This window comes from Deinococcus sp. LM3 (genome assembly GCF_002017875.1).
Taxonomy (GTDB): Bacteria; Deinococcota; Deinococci; order Deinococcales; family Deinococcaceae; genus Deinococcus.
In genome coordinates, this window is record NZ_MUFV01000001.1 from 2,388,110 (window position 1) to 2,402,853 (window position 14,744).

The window sequence follows — 14,744 nt, forward strand, 5'->3', positions numbered from 1 at the left end:
TCCCGCGCCCCTTCAGGCCAGCAGTGCCACCAGCAGCGTGACGCTCAGTGCGGCGAGGCCCATGCCGATGGAACTGGCGGCCCCGGTGTGTTCGCCTTCCTCGCGGGCGCGGGCGGTGCCGACGCCGTGCGCGACGGCGCCGATGGCGATGCCGCGCGCCAGCGGGTGCGTGACGCCCAGCGCGGTCAGGAAGGCCGGGAGGATCAGCGCGCCGATCAGACCGGACAGCACGGCCAGGGTGGCGGCCAGGGCGGGCGGGGCGTGCGTGAACGGCGCGAGTTGCAGCGCGACGGGGCTGGTGGCGGGCGCGGTCAGCAGGGCGCGCGCGGCGTCCGGGCTGACGCGCAGCAGCTGGGCCAGTCCGGCGTCGGCCGCCACGGCGAGCAGGGTGCCGCTCAGGCCGCCGATCAGCAGGGCGCGCCACTGCCGGGCCAGCAGGGCGCGCAGGCGGTACAGCGGCACGGCCAGCGCCACGACTGCCGGGGCGAGCAGGGTGGTCAGGGGCTGCACGTCCCGCAGGTACGTGTCGTACGGCACGCTGGTCGCCAGCAGGCCAGCGGCGACGATCAGCGTGGCGATCAGGGTGGGGTTCGCCAGCGGGGAGCGCAGCCGCAGTTGCCCCAGCACGCCGGCCGCGAAGGCCAGCAGCGTGACGGTCAGCCAGATCATGGGCGCTCCGGGGTGTCCGGGCTGCCTTCCGGCCGCAGCAGGCGCGAGGCGAGCAGTCCGGCCGCGCCCGCGCCCAGCAGCAGCGCGGCCGTCATGACCAGCAGCCACACGCCCCACGCGGCCCCGGCACTCAGGAATTGCAGAAAGCCCACGGTGGCCGGCACGAACAGCAGGCCCAGGATGCCCAGCAGGCCGTCGGCGGCGTCCGCGATCCAGTGCAGGCGCACCACTCCCGTGCCCAGCGCCGCCCACAGCAGCGCCATGCCCACCACCGACCCCGGCAGCGGCCAGCCGAGCGCGCCCACCAGCGCCTGCCCCAGCGCCGCGAAGGCCATCAGGACACCCAGGCCCATCAGGAACCGGGCCGGGGCGTTCAGGTGGGCCGTGACGGACGCAGGACCATTCACTGGTCGCCGCTCATGTCAGGCGCTGGGCGCGGCGAGGCGGGCCAGCATGCCGCGCACGACCTGCTTGGCGTGCCGCGCGACGAGCGGCATGAACTCGCGGTAATCCACCTTCGCGTCGTGGTCGGCAGTGTCGCTGACCGAGCGGATCACCACGAACGGCACGCCCGCCTTGGCGCACACCTGCGCGACCGCCGCGCCCTCCATCTCGGCGCAGGCCGCCCCGAAACGGGTCCAGAGGCGCTGCACGCCCTCTCGGGACGCGATGAACTGATCGCCGCTCGCCACGCGGCCGTCCAGCACGCGCACGCCCTCCACGTCCCGCGCGGCCTCCAGCGCCACGGCGCGCAGGTGCGGGTCGGCGGGCCACGCGGGCAGTTCGCCCGGCACCGTCCCGACCTCGTAGCCCAGCGGGGTCACGTCCACGTCGTGCTGCACGAGGTCCGTGCTGACCACGATATCCCCGACCCGCAGTTCCGGGTGCACGCCGCCCGCCACGCCCGTGAAGATCACGCGGGTCGCGCCCTGCGTCAGCAGGTACGTGGTGGTCATGGCGGCGTTCACCTTGCCGATCCCGCCGCGCGTCAGCAGGACCGGCACGCCGTCCAGCGCGCCCCGGTGCAGGGTCACGCCGGGGAACGTCAGGTCCTCGCGGCCCCGCAGGTCCGCCAGAAGCAACTCGATCTCTTCGTCCATCGCGCCAATAATCGCCAGCATTCCTCAGAGTGTACGCGCATGAACGCCGCCCGGACGGAAACTCACGCGGCGCGCGTATGCTCGGGCACATGACCGACGCCGGACCCAAGCCCGCCGATCCCCGCGCCACGCTGGACCCCGCCGTCCTGAACCCCGCCACTCTGGACCCCGCCGCGCTGCGCCACCCGGACTCCCTGAAGTGGACCGTGTACGACCCGGACGTGATTCCCATGTGGGTCGCGGACATGGACTTCGCGGTCGCGCCGCCCATCATGGACGCCCTGCGCGCCCGCCTGGAACGCGGCCTGGGCTACCCGCAACTGATGGGCGACCCTGTCCTGAAAGAGCAGGTCAGTCAGTCCCTGGCCCGCCACGGCCTGAGCGGCCTGGGCAGCGAGCACCTGACCTTCCTGCCCGGCGTGGTGCCGGGCATCTACGCCGCCGTGCACGCCCTGACCAGCCCCGGCGAGCCCGTGGTCACCATGACGCCCGTGTACCACCCCTTCCACCTGGCGATCACCGATCAGGACCGGCGCGTGGCCGGCGTGCCCCTGCGCGACGCCGACAGCGGATTCGAGATCAACTGGGCCGCCATGGACGCCGCCTCGCGCGGATCGCGTCTGCTGCTGCTGTGCCACCCGCACAACCCGACGGGCCGCGTGTGGACCGCGCAGGAACTCGGGAAACTGCGCGATCTGGTGCTGGCGCGCGACCTGTTCGTCATGAGCGACGAACTGCACGCCGACCTGCGCTACGGCGACGCCTTCGAGAGTTTCGCCGCCGACCCGCGCGTGCAGAGCCGCACCGTCACCCTGACCGGCCCTTGCAAGGCCTTCAACACTGCCGGGCTGGGCATCGGCGTGATGGCCAGCCACAACGCCGCGCTGCTGTCCCGCGTCCGCCGCGCCGCCGGGGGCCTGATGGGCCACGAGAGCGCCCTGAGCATCACCATGTGGCAGGCCGCGCTGCGGGACGGCGGCCCCTGGCTGGCCGACACCGTGGAGTACCTGCGCGGCAACCGCGACTTCCTGGCCGACTACCTGCGCCAGCACCTGCCCTGGGTGCGGTTCCACGTTCCGCAGGCCACCTACCTCGCGTGGCTGGACCTGCGCGCCCACCCGCGCGCCGCCGACATCCAGACATTCCTGCTGGACGAGGCCAGGGTCGCCGTGCATGACGGCCCCGTCTTCGCGCACGAGGGCCACAAACCTCAGTACCAGGGCTTCATCCGCCTGAACTTCGCCACCAGCCGCGAGCTGCTGACCGAGGCCCTGGACCGCATGACCGCTGCCCTGAACCGCGAGATGTAAGTGGTCAGCAGGGAGTGGGTCGTGGTCATTCCACTTCCCACTCCCTGTTTACTGGGTGGTGAGGTTCACTGCGCGGTCAGGGCGCGCAGGTTCTCGATCAGGGGGCGCAGGCGCGCGGCGCGGACTTTCAGGGCGGCGCGGTTCACGATCAGGCGCGCGGTCGAGTGGAACAGCACCTCGACTTCCTCGAGGTTGTTGGCTTTCAGGGTGCCGCCGGTCTGCACGAGGTCCACGACCGCGTCGGCCAGTCCGGTCAGGCAGGCCAGTTCGATGTTCCCGCTGAGTTTCACGGTCTCGGCCGTGATGCCCCGCGAGTGCAGGTACGCGCGGGCCGCGCGGGGGTACTTGGTGCCCACGCGGGTGATCTCGCCGGTCGCGCCGACCTCGCGGATCAGGGACAGGCGGCACCCGGCAAACTTCAGGTCCACCGGTTCGTACACGGTGCGGCCCGACTCGATCAGCACGTCCTTGCCGACGATCCCGGCGTCGGCCACGCCCAGGTCCACGTAGATCGGCACGTCCTGGTTGCGCAGTTCCAGGATGGTCACGCCGGGGAACTCGTGCCGCAGCGCGCGGGATTTTTCCGGCATGGTCAGCGGCAGGCCCGCCTGCGAGAGCAGCGCGATGGCGTCCTCCAGGATGCGGCCCTTGGGCAGCGCCAGGGTCAGGTGGTCGGCGCTGCGGGTGGGGGCGGGGGTCACAGCGTCACCTCCGCGCTGTTCAGGTCGGTGAAAGCCAGCTCCGTGAAGGTCAGGCCCGAGGGGGAATCGCTGACCCAGCGGCGGATGCCGCGCGCCGCGCTGAAGGCCCGCAGTTCGGCCGTGTCGTCCGTCCAGGCGAGTTCCGCGTGCAGGCCCTGCGCCCGCGCCGCCCGCGCCGACGCGAGGTCCAGCGCCAGCACCACCTCCGGCTCGGGCGGCAGGACCGGCGCGAGCGCCTGCATCAGCCGTTCCAGCCCCACCGCGAAGCCCGCGCCGGGCAGCCCGCCCGGCAGGTCGTAGCGGCCGCCGCCCAGCACCGGCTGGTTCAGGCCCGCCGAGTACGCCCGGAACGTCAGGCCCGTGTAGTACCCGTAGCGGCGGCTGACGCCCAGGTCGAACAGCAGCGGCCCGCCGTACAGCGCCGCCACCCGGCGCAGGTGGGCCACGGCCTCCTGCGCCCGCAGGCCCGGCGCGAGGGCCTGCGCGGCGTCCAGCACCTCGGGGCCGCCGTACAGGTCGGTCAGGGCGTGCAGCGTGCCGCGCACCGCGCCGCTCAGGCCGTGCTGCGCGGCCAGCAGGTCCACGTCCGCGCCGCTCTTACGGTCGATGGCGTCGTGCACGGCCGCGCGCGCCTCGCCGTTCAGGCCGGCGTCCTCCAGCACGGCGTCCACGAAGCCCGGATACCCGACTTCCAGTTGCGCCTGCACGCCCGCCGTCTCCAGCGCCGCCGCCGCGAGGTGCAGCAGCTCCGCGTCGGACTGCGCGGTCTGCACGCCGATCAGCTCCACGCCCATCTGGTTGAATTCACGCAGGCGGCCCAGTTCGCTGTTCAGGGCGCGCAGCCACAGCCGCCCCCCGTACTGGAGGCGCAGCGGGAACGGCCCCTGCGGGAAGCGCGAGCGGACCAGCCGGCCCACGGCGGTCGTGAACTCGCTGCGCAGCGACAGCACCTGCCCGCCCGAATCGATCAGTTTGAACGCCAGGGCGTCCTGCGGATGGTCCGCGCTGGCGAACTCCAGCGCCGGGACCTCCACCCCCCGGTACCCCCACGCGCTGAAACACGCACTCAGGCGGGCGCGCAGGGCCTCGCGCTGCGACCACTCGGGCGGCAGCACGTCGCGCGTGCCTTCCGGAATGAACCCGGCACGGGCGGACGGACGGTTGGACGGACGGGCAGCGGACGAACTCACGCCCGGCATTCTAGACGCACGGGCCGCGCGCACCGTCAGCCCGGCTCACGGTTGCGCGCAGCCGGAGGCGGCCACGCCCGGACACCTGCCCTATACTCGGGCCATGTCGCGCCGCCCGTCCCACCGTGCCCTGGCCGCCGCTGTCCTGGCGGTGGCGCTGGGCAGCTGCGCCCGCACCAACGACACGTTCACGCCGCACATCAGCGTCACCAGCGAGAGCAGCGCCAGCCGCGAGAAGAGCTTCCTGATCCAGGGCTACGTCCTGGACGATACCGGCGTCACCGAGGTCGCCGTGGACGGCAAACCCATTCCCACCGAGCCCGGCAGTGACAAGCTGGCGCGCTTCAAGTTCCAGACGCTGCTGAACACGCCCACCGGCCGGTACACCATCACCGCCCGTGACGCCGCCGGGAACGAGGGCAAGCTGGTCCTGCCGGTCAGCGTGGACCCGGTGCGTCCGGTCATCCGGATCACGCGTTTCGAGCGCAGCGGGAACACCGTGCGGGTCGCCGGGACCGCCAGCGACAACGTCCGCGTGGCGCAGATCCTGGTAGACGGCAACCGACTGAACATCACGCCCGGCCCCAGCGTGGACTTCTACGCCGAGACGACCGGCATCTGGGCCGACATCGAGGTCACCGACAGCGCCGGGAACCGCACCACCCTCCGCGCCCGCTGAGGGCCGGGGCGAAGGACCGTCGCGCCCGGCACGGTTGCGGCGTGCCCGCGCCGCTAGCCTGCGCGGATGCCCGCCCGCCGCCCACCCGCGCCGCCCGCAGCGCCTCCCACCGTGCCGGCCACCTTCGCGCGGGTCAGCGACCGACTGGAAACCCGGTACCTGCCCGGCGGCCCCGCCCCCCTCGCGGGCCGCCCGGAGACGCTGCTGGCCAGCCTGATCCGCACCATCCTGGGCCAGCAGAACACCCGCGCCGCCGCCGACCGGCAGTACGCGGCGCTGCGGGAAACGTACCCCCGCTGGGAGGCCGCGTTGCTCGACGGCTCCGACGGGATCGAGGGCACCCTGAAGGCGGCGGGCGGCGGCCTGCACCGCAGCAAGGCCCGCCACCTCCACGCGCTGCTGGAGGCGCTGGACGACACCGGAACACTGAGCCTGGAGGGCCTGCGCGACCTGCCGGACCCCGCCGCCCGCGCCCGCCTGGAAGCGCTGCCCGGCGTGGGCCGCCACACCGCCAGCCTGCTGCTGCTGTTCGACCTGCGCCGCGCCGCCATGCCGGTCGAGGGGAACCTGGACCGCCTGGCCCGCCGCCTGGAATGGGTGCCCGGCAGCTGGACCCCGGCCCGCGTGGAACGCTGGTTCGACGCCCTCACGCCCCGCACCTGGGAGGCCCGCGCGGCCCTGCACGTCGCGGGCGTCCGGCACGGGCGGGAGGTCTGCACGGCCCGCCACCCGCGCTGCGACACCTGCGTCCTGTCGGACCTGTGTCCGTCGGCGGCGCTGCTCGGCCCGGCCTGACCGGACGTCGTCACGGGCCGCTATGCTCGGGAGCATGACCGCTGCCCACGATCTCTCCCATGAACTCTCGGTCGCCTCCGGGGTGGCCCGCGAGGCCGGGGCGCTGCTGCAGGCGCACCTGCGCGCCGGATTCACGGTGGAACACAAGACCAGCGCCGACGATCCCGTCACGGTCGCCGACCGCGAGGCCTCCACGCTGATCATGACCGCCCTGGCCGCTGCCTTCCCCGACGACGGCCTGCTCAGCGAGGAGGAAACCGACGACCGCGCCCGCCTGAACCACGACCGCGTGTGGATCGTGGACCCCATCGACGGCACCCGCGAGTACTCCACGGGCCTGCCGGACTACTGCGTCAGCATCGGCCTCGCCGTGGGCGGACAGCCCGTGCTGGGCGTCGTGTACGCCCCGGAAACCGACGAACTGTTCACGGGCGTGGTGGGCCAGGGCGCATTCCTGAACGGCCAGCCCGTCCGGGCCCCGCACGCCGGCCCGGACTGGCGCATCGCCGTGTCCGACACCGAGCACCGCCGCGAACTGCACGCCACCCCCCTGAGCGGCATGAAACCCAGCGGCAGCATCGCCCTGAAACTCGCGCGGATCGCCGCCGCGCAGGCCGACGCGACCTTCACCATGTCCCCCGCAGCGAGTGGGACATCGCCGCCGGGCACGCCCTGCTGCGCGCCGCCGGGGGCGACCTGACCCGCCGCGACGGACGCGCCATCACCTACAACCAGCCGCGCCCGCACGTGGAACAGGGCCTGATCGGCGGGCAACCCCGCGCGGCCGCGTGGCTGGGCGATCAGCTGCGCGCCCTGCACCTGCCCACCGCGCACCTGGGCGTGCAGGCCCACGAGCCCGCCTGGTCGGTCCTGAAGCCCGCCGACCGCGCGGCCCTTCAGGGACACCCCGGCGTGAACGTCCGTCACGCCGACGGGCAGTTGCTGGCCCTGCTGATCGTGCATCCCGACACCCGGCAGGTGCAGCGCGCCGAGGGTGACGCCTTCCACCTCGACCGCCTCACGCGGGACGTGACGCGCGCCCTGGGCACCGTCGCCCCGGTTGCCGCGCAGCCCTGAACGCATGATCGACCTTCCACCCTCCGTCACCCTCAAGGCCCTGCTGGACCTCACGCCCGCCGAGTGGCGCACCCTGCACTCCTTCTTCCGCAGCCGCGAACTGGCCGACTGGAACGACGCCAAACCCATCCGCATGCCCGAATGGCTGTTCCGGCGCGTCATGCAGGACGAGGAACGCACCGGCGAACGCCACGGCTTCGGCGTCATGGACGAACAGGGCCGCCTGATCGGCAGCGCCGAACTGTACGACCTGCGCCCCCCACCCCCCCTGACCGCCACCGTCGCCACGCTCGGCGTGATGATCGGCCTGCCCGAACTGTGGGGACGCGGCTACGGCCGTCAGGCCGTGCAGGCGCTGCTGCGCTGGGCCTTTCAGGAACGGGACTTCCCGCTGTCCCGCATCCGCCTGACCACCTTCGGCCACAATCGCCGCGCGCAGCGGGCCTTCCTCGCCTGCGGTTTCCGCGAGGTAGGCCGCAGCGAACGGCAGGGCCGCACCGACGTGCACATGGAACTCACCCGCAGCGAATGGCTGGCCCTTCAGACAGACGCCCTTCAGGAGTCCCCGGACCCCTCCGCTCCCGAAGGGGAATAATGCGGGCATGCGTGTCCTGCTGCCAGACCTGCCCGACTTCCGCGCCCTGAGCCAGCCCGACGAGGGAGGCGTGCCCGGCGTCACCCTCGACCACTACGACCGCGCGCACGTCCCGGACGGCCCGGCCGACGGCGTGGTCCTGTGGATGACCGGCGCCCAGACCCGCGAACGCCTGTTGCAGGTGCCGGGCCTGAAGTGGGTGCTGACCCTGACCGCCGGCATCGACCACGTGCAGGGCCAGCTGCCAGACGGCGTGGCCCTGTTCAACGCCAGCCGCCTGCACGACCGCGCCGTCGCCGTGCACGCCCTGAGCGGCCTGCTCGCCGCCGCGCGCGGCCTGCACACCTTCCGGGACGCGCAGGGCCGCTCGCAGTGGGCCAGCCCGGCCCTGCCCACCGACTCGCGCCTGGGCACCCTGGACGGCCTGAACATCGTCCTGTGGGGCTACGGGCACATCGGCCGGAACCTCGAAGAACTCCTCGCGCCGCACGGCGCGCACGTGCGCGGCATCCGCAGCACCACCCCCACCGACGAACGCGACGAACTGCTGCGCGCCGCCGACTGGGTGATCCTGCTGCTCCCCAGCACCCCCGACACGCGCGGCATCGTGAACGCCGACACGCTGGCCCTCCTGAAACCCGGCGCGTGGCTCATGAACGTCGGGCGCGGCAACCTGATCGTCACGGACGACCTCGTGCAGGCCCTTCAGGACCACCGGCTGGGCGGCGCGTTCCTCGACGTGACCGACCCCGAACCCCTGCCCGCCACGCACCCGCTGTGGCAGCTGCCGAACGTGATCATCACCCCGCACGTCGCCAGCACCACCACCGACCTCGTCCGGCGCGGCGCACACCTGACCCGCGACTTCCTGATCGACCTGCAACAGGGCCACGAACCCGACGGCCGCGTCACCGCCGGACGCACCTACTGACATGAACCGCGACCGGACGCTCGTGGCCGCGCAGTTCGCCCTGCTGACCGTCATCCTGGCCGGGGAGCGGCGGGGGAGAGGTCGGCCCCGATCCGTCCGGGCGGCAGGCGCGGCGCTGGGCGCAGGTGGCCTGTGCCTGCTCGTCTGGAGCGGGCGCACGCTGGGCCGCAACCTCACGCCGCTGCCCACCCCGGTCGCGGGCGGCAGTCTCGTGCAGCGCGGCCCGTACCGGCATGTGCGGCACCCGATCTACACGGCGTTGCTGCTGCTGGCAGGCGGCTGGACAGTCGCGCGCGGTGGGCGGGTCAGCGTTGTGGGCGCCCTCCTGCTCGCAGGCCTGCTGCGGCACAAGGCCGGGATCGAGGACGCCGCGCTGGCCGAACTTCACCCCGACCACGCCGCGTACCGGGCGCGCACCGGGGCGTTCCTGCCGCGCCTGCCCCCGCGCTGAACGAAGCCTCAAGGTCCCGCCGGCCTCCCGGCGGCTATCTTCACGCATGCACCTGCCCCCGCACGCCATCCGGCCCGACTACGCGGGTGGCAGCATCCTGAACCTCGCGGCGACGCTCGGCGCGCACCTCGGCCTCCCCACCCCGCACGCGCCGTACCGCCACCCGCTGCCGCTGGCCGGCGCGCGGCACGTCGTCCTGATCGTCGTGGACGCCCTGGGCGCAGGCCAGCTCCGGGACGCCATCACGCGCGGGGACGCGCCCACCCTGGCGTCCCTGACCCCAGCACCGGGCACGGTCACCAGCGTGTTCCCCAGCACCACCATGGCCGCCCTGACCACCCTGCACACCGCCCGCGCGCCCGCCGAGCACGGCTACCTGGGCCTGACCGTGTGGCTGGACGAGGCGCAGGCCGTCGTGAACCTCATCCGCCTGTACGACGTGTACACCCACACCCCCCTGGCGGACGCGGGGTTCCTGGCCGCCGTGCCGTCCCTGTACCGCCAGTTGCGTGATCGGGGTGTGGCCGCGCACGTCGTCATGCCCGCCGCGTACCAGAACAGCTTTCTGACCCGCTGGGCCTGCGACGGCGCCGAATACCACCCCTACGCGCAGCCCGAGGAAACGCCCACCCTGACCGCCGCGACCCTCCAGCCGGGGCAGCCGTCGTACACGCTGGTGTACTTCCCGGAGTACGACCTGATCTGCCATGGCTCCGGCCCCGACAGTCCGGAGGCGCACGCCGAACTGCGCCGCATCGTCGCGGACCTCCTCGCCGCGCTGTCCAGGACCGGCGACACGCTGGTCGTCCTGACTGCCGATCATGGCCAGAGCCCCCAACCCCCGGACGGCTACGTGGACGTCATCACCAAGAAAGTCATGAAAACCGCCCTGCGCGGCCCCGTCGCCGGAGAGGAACGCGCCGCGTACCTGCGCCCCCAGCCCGGGCACCACGCCGGGATCGCGGCACTGCTCGCCCCGCACGCCACCCTCCTGACCGCCGACGACGCCTGGACCGGCGGCCTGTTCGGCCCACCCGCCCACGCCGATCCCCGCCTGCGCCCGCGCGTGGGCGATCTGATCGCCGTCCCGCACCCCGGTCACGCCATCCGCCGCCCCACCAGCCCCGCCCCCATGCTCGGCCTGCACGGCGCCTGGACCGCCGAGGAGATGCTCGTGCCCGTCCTCAGCGTGCGGGTCTAGCCCAGCCAGCGCAGGTGCCACGTGACGTCCTGTACGTGGTCGCCCCAGTGAGAGTCGTGGGAGAAGCGCAGCCACGCCAGCGCATCGGCCTCGTCCGTGTCGGCCAGCGCGAGAGCCGTGCGCAGGTCAAGGGCGAGGTCTGTCAGGTCGTCCAGCGCGTCGCCGATCTCGGCGGGGAGGTCGCAGTGGCCCAGGGCGCGGCCGGTGGCCGGGTCGTAGAAGCCGAGTTCCGGCCACGCCCCGGCGATAGAGGCGCGCAGGTCGCGGTACGCCTCGCGCGGCAGGTCATCAGCGTCTGGGACGCCGAAGGGCAGCGCCTGAACTTCCCGCCGCAACCCATCGAGCAGGTCGGCCAGTTCGCCGGGCGTGCAATCCCCCCGTTCCAGAAGGGCCGCGTGAACCCGGCGCACGTGCGCCAGCATCAGGACAGCAGGACGGCCGGACGCTTCTTCGGCGGGGCCTTGGCTTCCGGCAGGGTGGGAACGTGGTCCTCGATCAGGCCGCCGCCCAGCAGGCGCGGCCCGGCGTACAGTACGGCGCTCTGACCGGGCGCGACTGCGAACTGCGGGTCCGCGAAGGCCAGCTCGAAGCCGCTCTCGTCGGCGCGCACCACGCGGGCCTTGACGGGCGCGGTGCGGTAGCGCACCTGCACCTCCAGTTCCTCCGGCAGGTCGGTCAGGTCGATCAGGTAGTTGGCACTCTGCGCCTTCAGGCCGGTCCACAGGCAGTCGTCGTAGTCGCCCACCCAGACGGTGTTCGTGTCGGGCGCCAGATGCACGACGTGCCGCACGCGGTGCGACTGGTACAGGCCCAGGCCCTTCTTCTGACCCAGCGTGTAGAACTGCGTACCCAGGTGCTCACCCACGACCTCGCCGGTGCTGATCTCGCGGATGAAGCCCTGGCTCTGCGGGATGTGCTCGGCGACGAAGTCCTGCACCTTGCCGGGCACGAAGCAGATGTTCTGACTCTCGGGTTTCTGCGCCGTCAGCAGGCCGCGTTCCTCGGCGATCTGACGCACCTGCGGTTTCTCCAGTTCGCCCACCGGGAACAGAATGAACGGCAGCGCGTCACGCGGCGTGCCCCACAGGAAGTACGTCTGGTCCTTGCGGGGATCGTCGCCCCGATGGAACTCCACCTCGCCCTGCGCGTTCTCCACCCGCTTCACGTAATGCCCGGTCGCCACGTAGCGGCAGCCGAGCATCTTGGCCTTCTTCACCAGTTCGTCGAACTTCACTTTCGTGTTGCAGTTCACGCAGGGGTTCGGCGTGCGCCCCTTGCTGTACTCGTCGATGAACGGCCCGACGATGTGCCGCTGGAACTGCTCGCGGTAATCCAGCAGGTAGAACGGCACGCCCACCTGCTCGGCCACCCGCCGCGCCTCGTACGCCGCGTCCGGCGAGCAGCACGAATCGAAGGTGTCCGTGCGCTTGTCGTCCGGCCAGAATCGCATCATGGCGCCCACCACCTGATACCCCTGATCCTTCAGCAGGGCCGCCGTCACCGACGAATCCACCCCGCCCGACATGGCGCACAGCACCCGCTCGCCCGCTGCAGGAACGGCCGGAACAGGAACGGAAGGGACAGGCGAGGTGGGTGCGCTCATACAGCCGCGCAGCTTAACAGAGGTGCTCAGAAGCGGCGGTGACGCGCGCGGCAATTCAGGGCGCTCCCCGCCGGATACCCGTGTGGAGCGCACCACCCGGCCCCCACCCCACCACCAGCCGCCCGGTACACTCCCGGCATGAGCATCCCCGCCGACGCCCTTCACGCCGCCGCGCAGCAATACGGCACGCCCCTGTACGCCTACGACGCCGCCGAACTCGACGCCTCGGTGGCCCGCGTCCGCGCCGCGTTCAGCGACGCCCGCGTGTACTACGCCATGAAAGCCAACCCCAACCTCAGCATCCTGCGCCGCCTGCACGCCCAGGAAGTGGGTTTCGAATGCGTCAGCGCCGGAGAGATCGCCCGCGCCGCCCACATCGGCGCGACCGGCGAGCACCTGATCGTGAACGGCCCCGCCAAGAGCCCCGCCGAGTACGCCCTCGGCGCGCAGCTCGGCGCGACCTTCATCATCGACCGTGAGGAAGAAGTCGCCCTGCTGCCCCCCGCCTCCCGCGCCCTGATCCGCGTGAACCCCGCCCTGAACGTCAGCACCCACGACCACCTCGCCACCGGCGCCGCCGACAGCAAATTCGGCGTCACCCCCGAACAGGCCCCCCGCATCATCAGCGCCCTGCGCGCCGCCGGGCACACCGCCCTGGGCCTGCACGTCCACATCGGCAGCGCCATCCGCGACGCCCACGACTTCACCGCCGCCTTCGCCCGCCTGAACGACCTGCGCCCCCACACCGGCCCCCTGGCCGTCCTCGACACCGGCGGCGGCTGGGGCATCGGCGCGGACCTGCCCGGCATCGCCCGCGAAGCCCACGCCGCCGCCGCCACCTTCGGCGCCCGGCTGTGGGTCGAACCCGGCCGTTCCCTCGTCGCCACCGCCGGCACCCTCCTCACCCGCGTCGTCGGCACCAAAACCACCGGCCGCCCTTTCGCCCTCCTCGACGCCGGCATGACCGAACTCCTGCGCCCCATGCTGTACGGCGCGCAACACCCCGTCACCCCCCTCTGGCAGCGGGGCGGCACCAGCCAGTGGGACCTCGCCGGCCCCGCCTGCGAGAGCGGCGACCTCCTCGGGCGCAACGTCACCCTGCCCACCCCCCACCCCGGCGACCTCCTCGCCATTCACGAAGCCGGCGCGTACGGCGCCGCCATGAGCAGCAACTACCTCACCCGCCCCCGCCCCCCCGAACTGCTCTGGGAACGCGACCAGTGGACCGTCATCCGCCAGCGCGAAACGCCACAGGACATCTGGCGCATGGAAGAGAGCGGGGAGTAAGCCGTGGGCGTCGCCGGGATGTGCGAAATGTCGCGTCCTCATGGGCACATTCGTCGCGCGGCAATCCCCACCCGAGCTAGCGTGACAGCGTCATGATCGTCAAGGACCTCGAACCGCAAACCCATACCGACCCGCTGCGCCGCGCCGGGTACGAGGCCGAACGCCAGATGGCCCACTACCTCAAACGCGCCTTCGCGGAGGATCGTTACAAGCTCGTGTTTCACAACCTCCGGCTGGTCCGCAAGGACGAGGTGGCGCAGATCGATCACCTGATCCTGCACCGTTACGGCCTGATGATCGTGGAGAGCAAGAGCGTGGCCGGACAGGTCAGCGTCAACGAACACGGCGAGTGGACCCGCTGGTGGAATCGGCAGGGCAGGGGCATGCCGTCACCCGTGCTTCAGGCACGCAGGCAACTTGACCTCCTGCTGGCCCTGTTGGAGGACCACACGACCGAACTCATGGACCGTTCGATGCTGGGACTCAAGCAGCGGACGTTCACGGGCATCCGGCGGGACGTTCTGGTCGCCATTTCCGATGGCGGCCGAATTACCCGCAAGTCAGACGTTCCTGAACTGGTCAAGGCGGATCAGGTGCCAGAGCGGATCAGCAGTCTCGTGCAGCAGCAGCTCGACAGGACATTCGGTGGTTTCGGCTTTACCGACGCCGAAATGACCCGCCTTCAATCGTTCCTGAAAGCACGGCACGTGGCTGTGAGTGCCGTCGAGGATTGCGCGGCACAGCGCGAAGCAGAAGGCGAATCGGTGCGGGGTGAGCCGGTCGGCCGTTCTGCGTTCCCGCCGCGCCCCGTGCGTTCTGGGCAGCCGGAGCCGGTGTTCGAGGCTGCTCCTCTGGCGTCCCCGGAGCGTTCCGCGTCGCCTGTTCGCACGTCGCAGGAGCGGCAGGCGCAGGCGCGGCCCCGCCCGGACGTGGCGTGCCGGGCGTGCTCGTCCGTGAACGTGACGGTGCAGTTCGGGAAGTACGGGTACTACCTGAAGTGCGCCGACTGTGGTGGCAACACGCCGGCCAAGCCGGTGTGCGCGGCGTGCGGTCAGCCGGGCAAGGTCAGCAAGCGCGGGCTGGAGTTCACGGCGACCTGCGCGGGTGGGCATTCCTGGGTGTACTGGACGAACCCGGCCTGAGCGCGCTCCGCCC

The 14,744-nt window shown here is 72.2% G+C and carries 18 protein-coding genes; 11 read left to right on the top strand and 7 right to left on the bottom strand.

What is annotated here, in order from left to right; all coding sequences use genetic code 11:
• Positions 1–12 precede the first annotated feature (12 nt).
• The 3 genes from BXU09_RS11215 to BXU09_RS11225 are packed head-to-tail and all read right to left on the bottom strand — an operon-like array spanning position 13 to position 1,790.
• Entirely contained in the window at positions 13–669 is a 657-nt protein-coding gene (locus BXU09_RS11215; RefSeq protein ID WP_078302607.1) for an LrgB family protein, read from the bottom strand.
• On the bottom strand, positions 666–1,076 hold the full coding sequence (locus tag BXU09_RS11220; RefSeq protein WP_240501190.1) for a CidA/LrgA family protein: 411 nt from the start codon (positions 1,074–1,076) through the stop codon (positions 666–668). The genes BXU09_RS11215 and BXU09_RS11220 overlap by 4 nt, the downstream gene beginning before the upstream one ends.
• Positions 1,077–1,091: 15 nt before the next feature.
• Complete coding sequence (locus BXU09_RS11225; protein ID WP_078302610.1) at positions 1,092–1,790, bottom strand: 5'-methylthioadenosine/adenosylhomocysteine nucleosidase; 699 nt, start codon at positions 1,788–1,790, stop codon at positions 1,092–1,094.
• A 68-nt stretch (positions 1,791–1,858) separates the two neighbouring features.
• Between BXU09_RS11225 and BXU09_RS11230 the strand changes: the two genes are divergently transcribed.
• Positions 1,859–3,079 carry a MalY/PatB family protein gene (locus BXU09_RS11230; protein WP_078304977.1) on the top strand — a complete coding sequence of 407 codons (1,221 nt, stop codon included), beginning with the start codon at positions 1,859–1,861 and terminating at the stop codon, positions 3,077–3,079.
• A 65-nt stretch (positions 3,080–3,144) separates the two neighbouring features.
• Here BXU09_RS11230 and hisG read toward each other — a convergent pair whose 3' ends face one another.
• Complete coding sequence (gene hisG / locus BXU09_RS11235) at positions 3,145–3,780, bottom strand: ATP phosphoribosyltransferase (RefSeq protein WP_078302613.1); 636 nt, start codon at positions 3,778–3,780, stop codon at positions 3,145–3,147.
• Entirely contained in the window at positions 3,777–4,979 is a 1,203-nt protein-coding gene (locus BXU09_RS11240) for an ATP phosphoribosyltransferase regulatory subunit (protein WP_078302617.1), read from the bottom strand. The genes hisG and BXU09_RS11240 overlap by 4 nt, the downstream gene beginning before the upstream one ends.
• Before the next feature lie 94 nt (positions 4,980–5,073).
• Here BXU09_RS11240 and BXU09_RS11245 point away from each other — a divergent pair, with 94 nt between their 5' ends.
• From BXU09_RS11245 to BXU09_RS11275, 8 genes are all read left to right on the top strand, one after another.
• Complete coding sequence (locus BXU09_RS11245; protein WP_078302620.1) at positions 5,074–5,649, top strand: hypothetical protein; 576 nt, start codon at positions 5,074–5,076, stop codon at positions 5,647–5,649.
• A 66-nt stretch (positions 5,650–5,715) separates the two neighbouring features.
• A complete protein-coding gene (locus BXU09_RS11250; RefSeq protein WP_078302624.1) occupies positions 5,716–6,444 on the top strand; it encodes a Fe-S cluster assembly protein HesB in 729 nt (242 codons plus the stop codon).
• Positions 6,445–6,478: 34 nt separating this feature from the next.
• Complete coding sequence (locus tag BXU09_RS22100) at positions 6,479–7,144, top strand: 3'(2'),5'-bisphosphate nucleotidase CysQ (RefSeq protein ID WP_346417565.1); 666 nt, start codon at positions 6,479–6,481, stop codon at positions 7,142–7,144.
• Positions 7,145–7,191: 47 nt separating this feature from the next.
• Positions 7,192–7,521, top strand: coding sequence for a hypothetical protein (locus BXU09_RS22105; protein WP_346417589.1), 330 nt, complete (start codon positions 7,192–7,194; stop codon positions 7,519–7,521).
• Between the two features lie 4 nt (positions 7,522–7,525).
• Positions 7,526–8,116: a GNAT family protein gene (locus BXU09_RS11260; protein WP_078302627.1), complete on the top strand. Its 591-nt coding sequence runs from the start codon at positions 7,526–7,528 to the stop codon at positions 8,114–8,116.
• A 7-nt stretch (positions 8,117–8,123) separates the two neighbouring features.
• On the top strand, positions 8,124–9,047 hold the full coding sequence (locus BXU09_RS11265; protein WP_078302630.1) for an NAD(P)-dependent oxidoreductase: 924 nt from the start codon (positions 8,124–8,126) through the stop codon (positions 9,045–9,047).
• Position 9,048: 1 nt separating this feature from the next.
• Positions 9,049–9,498 carry a methyltransferase gene (locus tag BXU09_RS11270; RefSeq protein WP_078302634.1) on the top strand — a complete coding sequence of 150 codons (450 nt, stop codon included), beginning with the start codon at positions 9,049–9,051 and terminating at the stop codon, positions 9,496–9,498.
• A 46-nt stretch (positions 9,499–9,544) separates the two neighbouring features.
• On the top strand, positions 9,545–10,699 hold the full coding sequence (locus tag BXU09_RS11275) for an alkaline phosphatase family protein (protein WP_078302638.1): 1,155 nt from the start codon (positions 9,545–9,547) through the stop codon (positions 10,697–10,699).
• On the opposite strand, the gene BXU09_RS11280 is transcribed toward BXU09_RS11275, so the two are convergent.
• Both BXU09_RS11280 and mnmA read right to left on the bottom strand, forming a co-directional pair.
• Positions 10,696–11,109, bottom strand: coding sequence for a DUF5063 domain-containing protein (locus tag BXU09_RS11280; RefSeq protein WP_168174587.1), 414 nt, complete (start codon positions 11,107–11,109; stop codon positions 10,696–10,698). The two genes, BXU09_RS11275 and BXU09_RS11280, sit on opposite strands and share 4 nt — an antisense overlap.
• A gap of 11 nt (positions 11,110–11,120) precedes the next feature.
• Positions 11,121–12,302, bottom strand: a complete 1,182-nt coding sequence (gene mnmA / locus BXU09_RS11285) for a tRNA 2-thiouridine(34) synthase MnmA (RefSeq protein WP_078302646.1) — start codon at positions 12,300–12,302, stop codon at positions 11,121–11,123.
• Positions 12,303–12,440: 138 nt separating this feature from the next.
• On the opposite strand from mnmA, the gene lysA reads away from it, so the two are divergent.
• Both lysA and BXU09_RS11295 read left to right on the top strand, forming a co-directional pair.
• Positions 12,441–13,589: a diaminopimelate decarboxylase gene (gene lysA / locus BXU09_RS11290; protein WP_078302650.1), complete on the top strand. Its 1,149-nt coding sequence runs from the start codon at positions 12,441–12,443 to the stop codon at positions 13,587–13,589.
• A 92-nt stretch (positions 13,590–13,681) separates the two neighbouring features.
• Complete coding sequence (locus BXU09_RS11295) at positions 13,682–14,731, top strand: nuclease-related domain-containing protein (RefSeq protein ID WP_078302653.1); 1,050 nt, start codon at positions 13,682–13,684, stop codon at positions 14,729–14,731.
• The last annotated feature ends 13 nt before the right edge of the window (positions 14,732–14,744 follow it).

What these genes read in the sequence shown, in the direction of transcription:
- BXU09_RS22100 (WP_346417565.1), top strand. Translation starts at nt 6,479, where the DNA reads ATGACCGCTGCCCACGATCTCTCCCATGAACTCTCGGTCGCCTCCGGG.
- BXU09_RS11225 (WP_078302610.1), bottom strand. Translation starts at nt 1,790, where the DNA reads ATGCTGGCGATTATTGGCGCGATGGACGAAGAGATCGAGTTGCTTCTG.
- BXU09_RS11230 (WP_078304977.1), top strand. Translation starts at nt 1,859, where the DNA reads ATGACCGACGCCGGACCCAAGCCCGCCGATCCCCGCGCCACGCTGGAC.
- BXU09_RS11275 (WP_078302638.1), top strand. Translation starts at nt 9,545, where the DNA reads ATGCACCTGCCCCCGCACGCCATCCGGCCCGACTACGCGGGTGGCAGC.
- BXU09_RS11295 (WP_078302653.1), top strand. Translation starts at nt 13,682, where the DNA reads ATGATCGTCAAGGACCTCGAACCGCAAACCCATACCGACCCGCTGCGC.
- BXU09_RS11250 (WP_078302624.1), top strand. Translation starts at nt 5,716, where the DNA reads ATGCCCGCCCGCCGCCCACCCGCGCCGCCCGCAGCGCCTCCCACCGTG.
- BXU09_RS11265 (WP_078302630.1), top strand. Translation starts at nt 8,124, where the DNA reads ATGCGTGTCCTGCTGCCAGACCTGCCCGACTTCCGCGCCCTGAGCCAG.
- BXU09_RS11245 (WP_078302620.1), top strand. Translation starts at nt 5,074, where the DNA reads ATGTCGCGCCGCCCGTCCCACCGTGCCCTGGCCGCCGCTGTCCTGGCG.
- BXU09_RS11240 (WP_078302617.1), bottom strand. Translation starts at nt 4,979, where the DNA reads ATGCCGGGCGTGAGTTCGTCCGCTGCCCGTCCGTCCAACCGTCCGTCC.
- lysA (WP_078302650.1), top strand. Translation starts at nt 12,441, where the DNA reads ATGAGCATCCCCGCCGACGCCCTTCACGCCGCCGCGCAGCAATACGGC.
- BXU09_RS11260 (WP_078302627.1), top strand. Translation starts at nt 7,526, where the DNA reads ATGATCGACCTTCCACCCTCCGTCACCCTCAAGGCCCTGCTGGACCTC.
- BXU09_RS11215 (WP_078302607.1), bottom strand. Translation starts at nt 669, where the DNA reads ATGATCTGGCTGACCGTCACGCTGCTGGCCTTCGCGGCCGGCGTGCTG.
- BXU09_RS11270 (WP_078302634.1), top strand. Translation starts at nt 9,049, where the DNA reads ATGAACCGCGACCGGACGCTCGTGGCCGCGCAGTTCGCCCTGCTGACC.
- mnmA (WP_078302646.1), bottom strand. Translation starts at nt 12,302, where the DNA reads ATGAGCGCACCCACCTCGCCTGTCCCTTCCGTTCCTGTTCCGGCCGTT.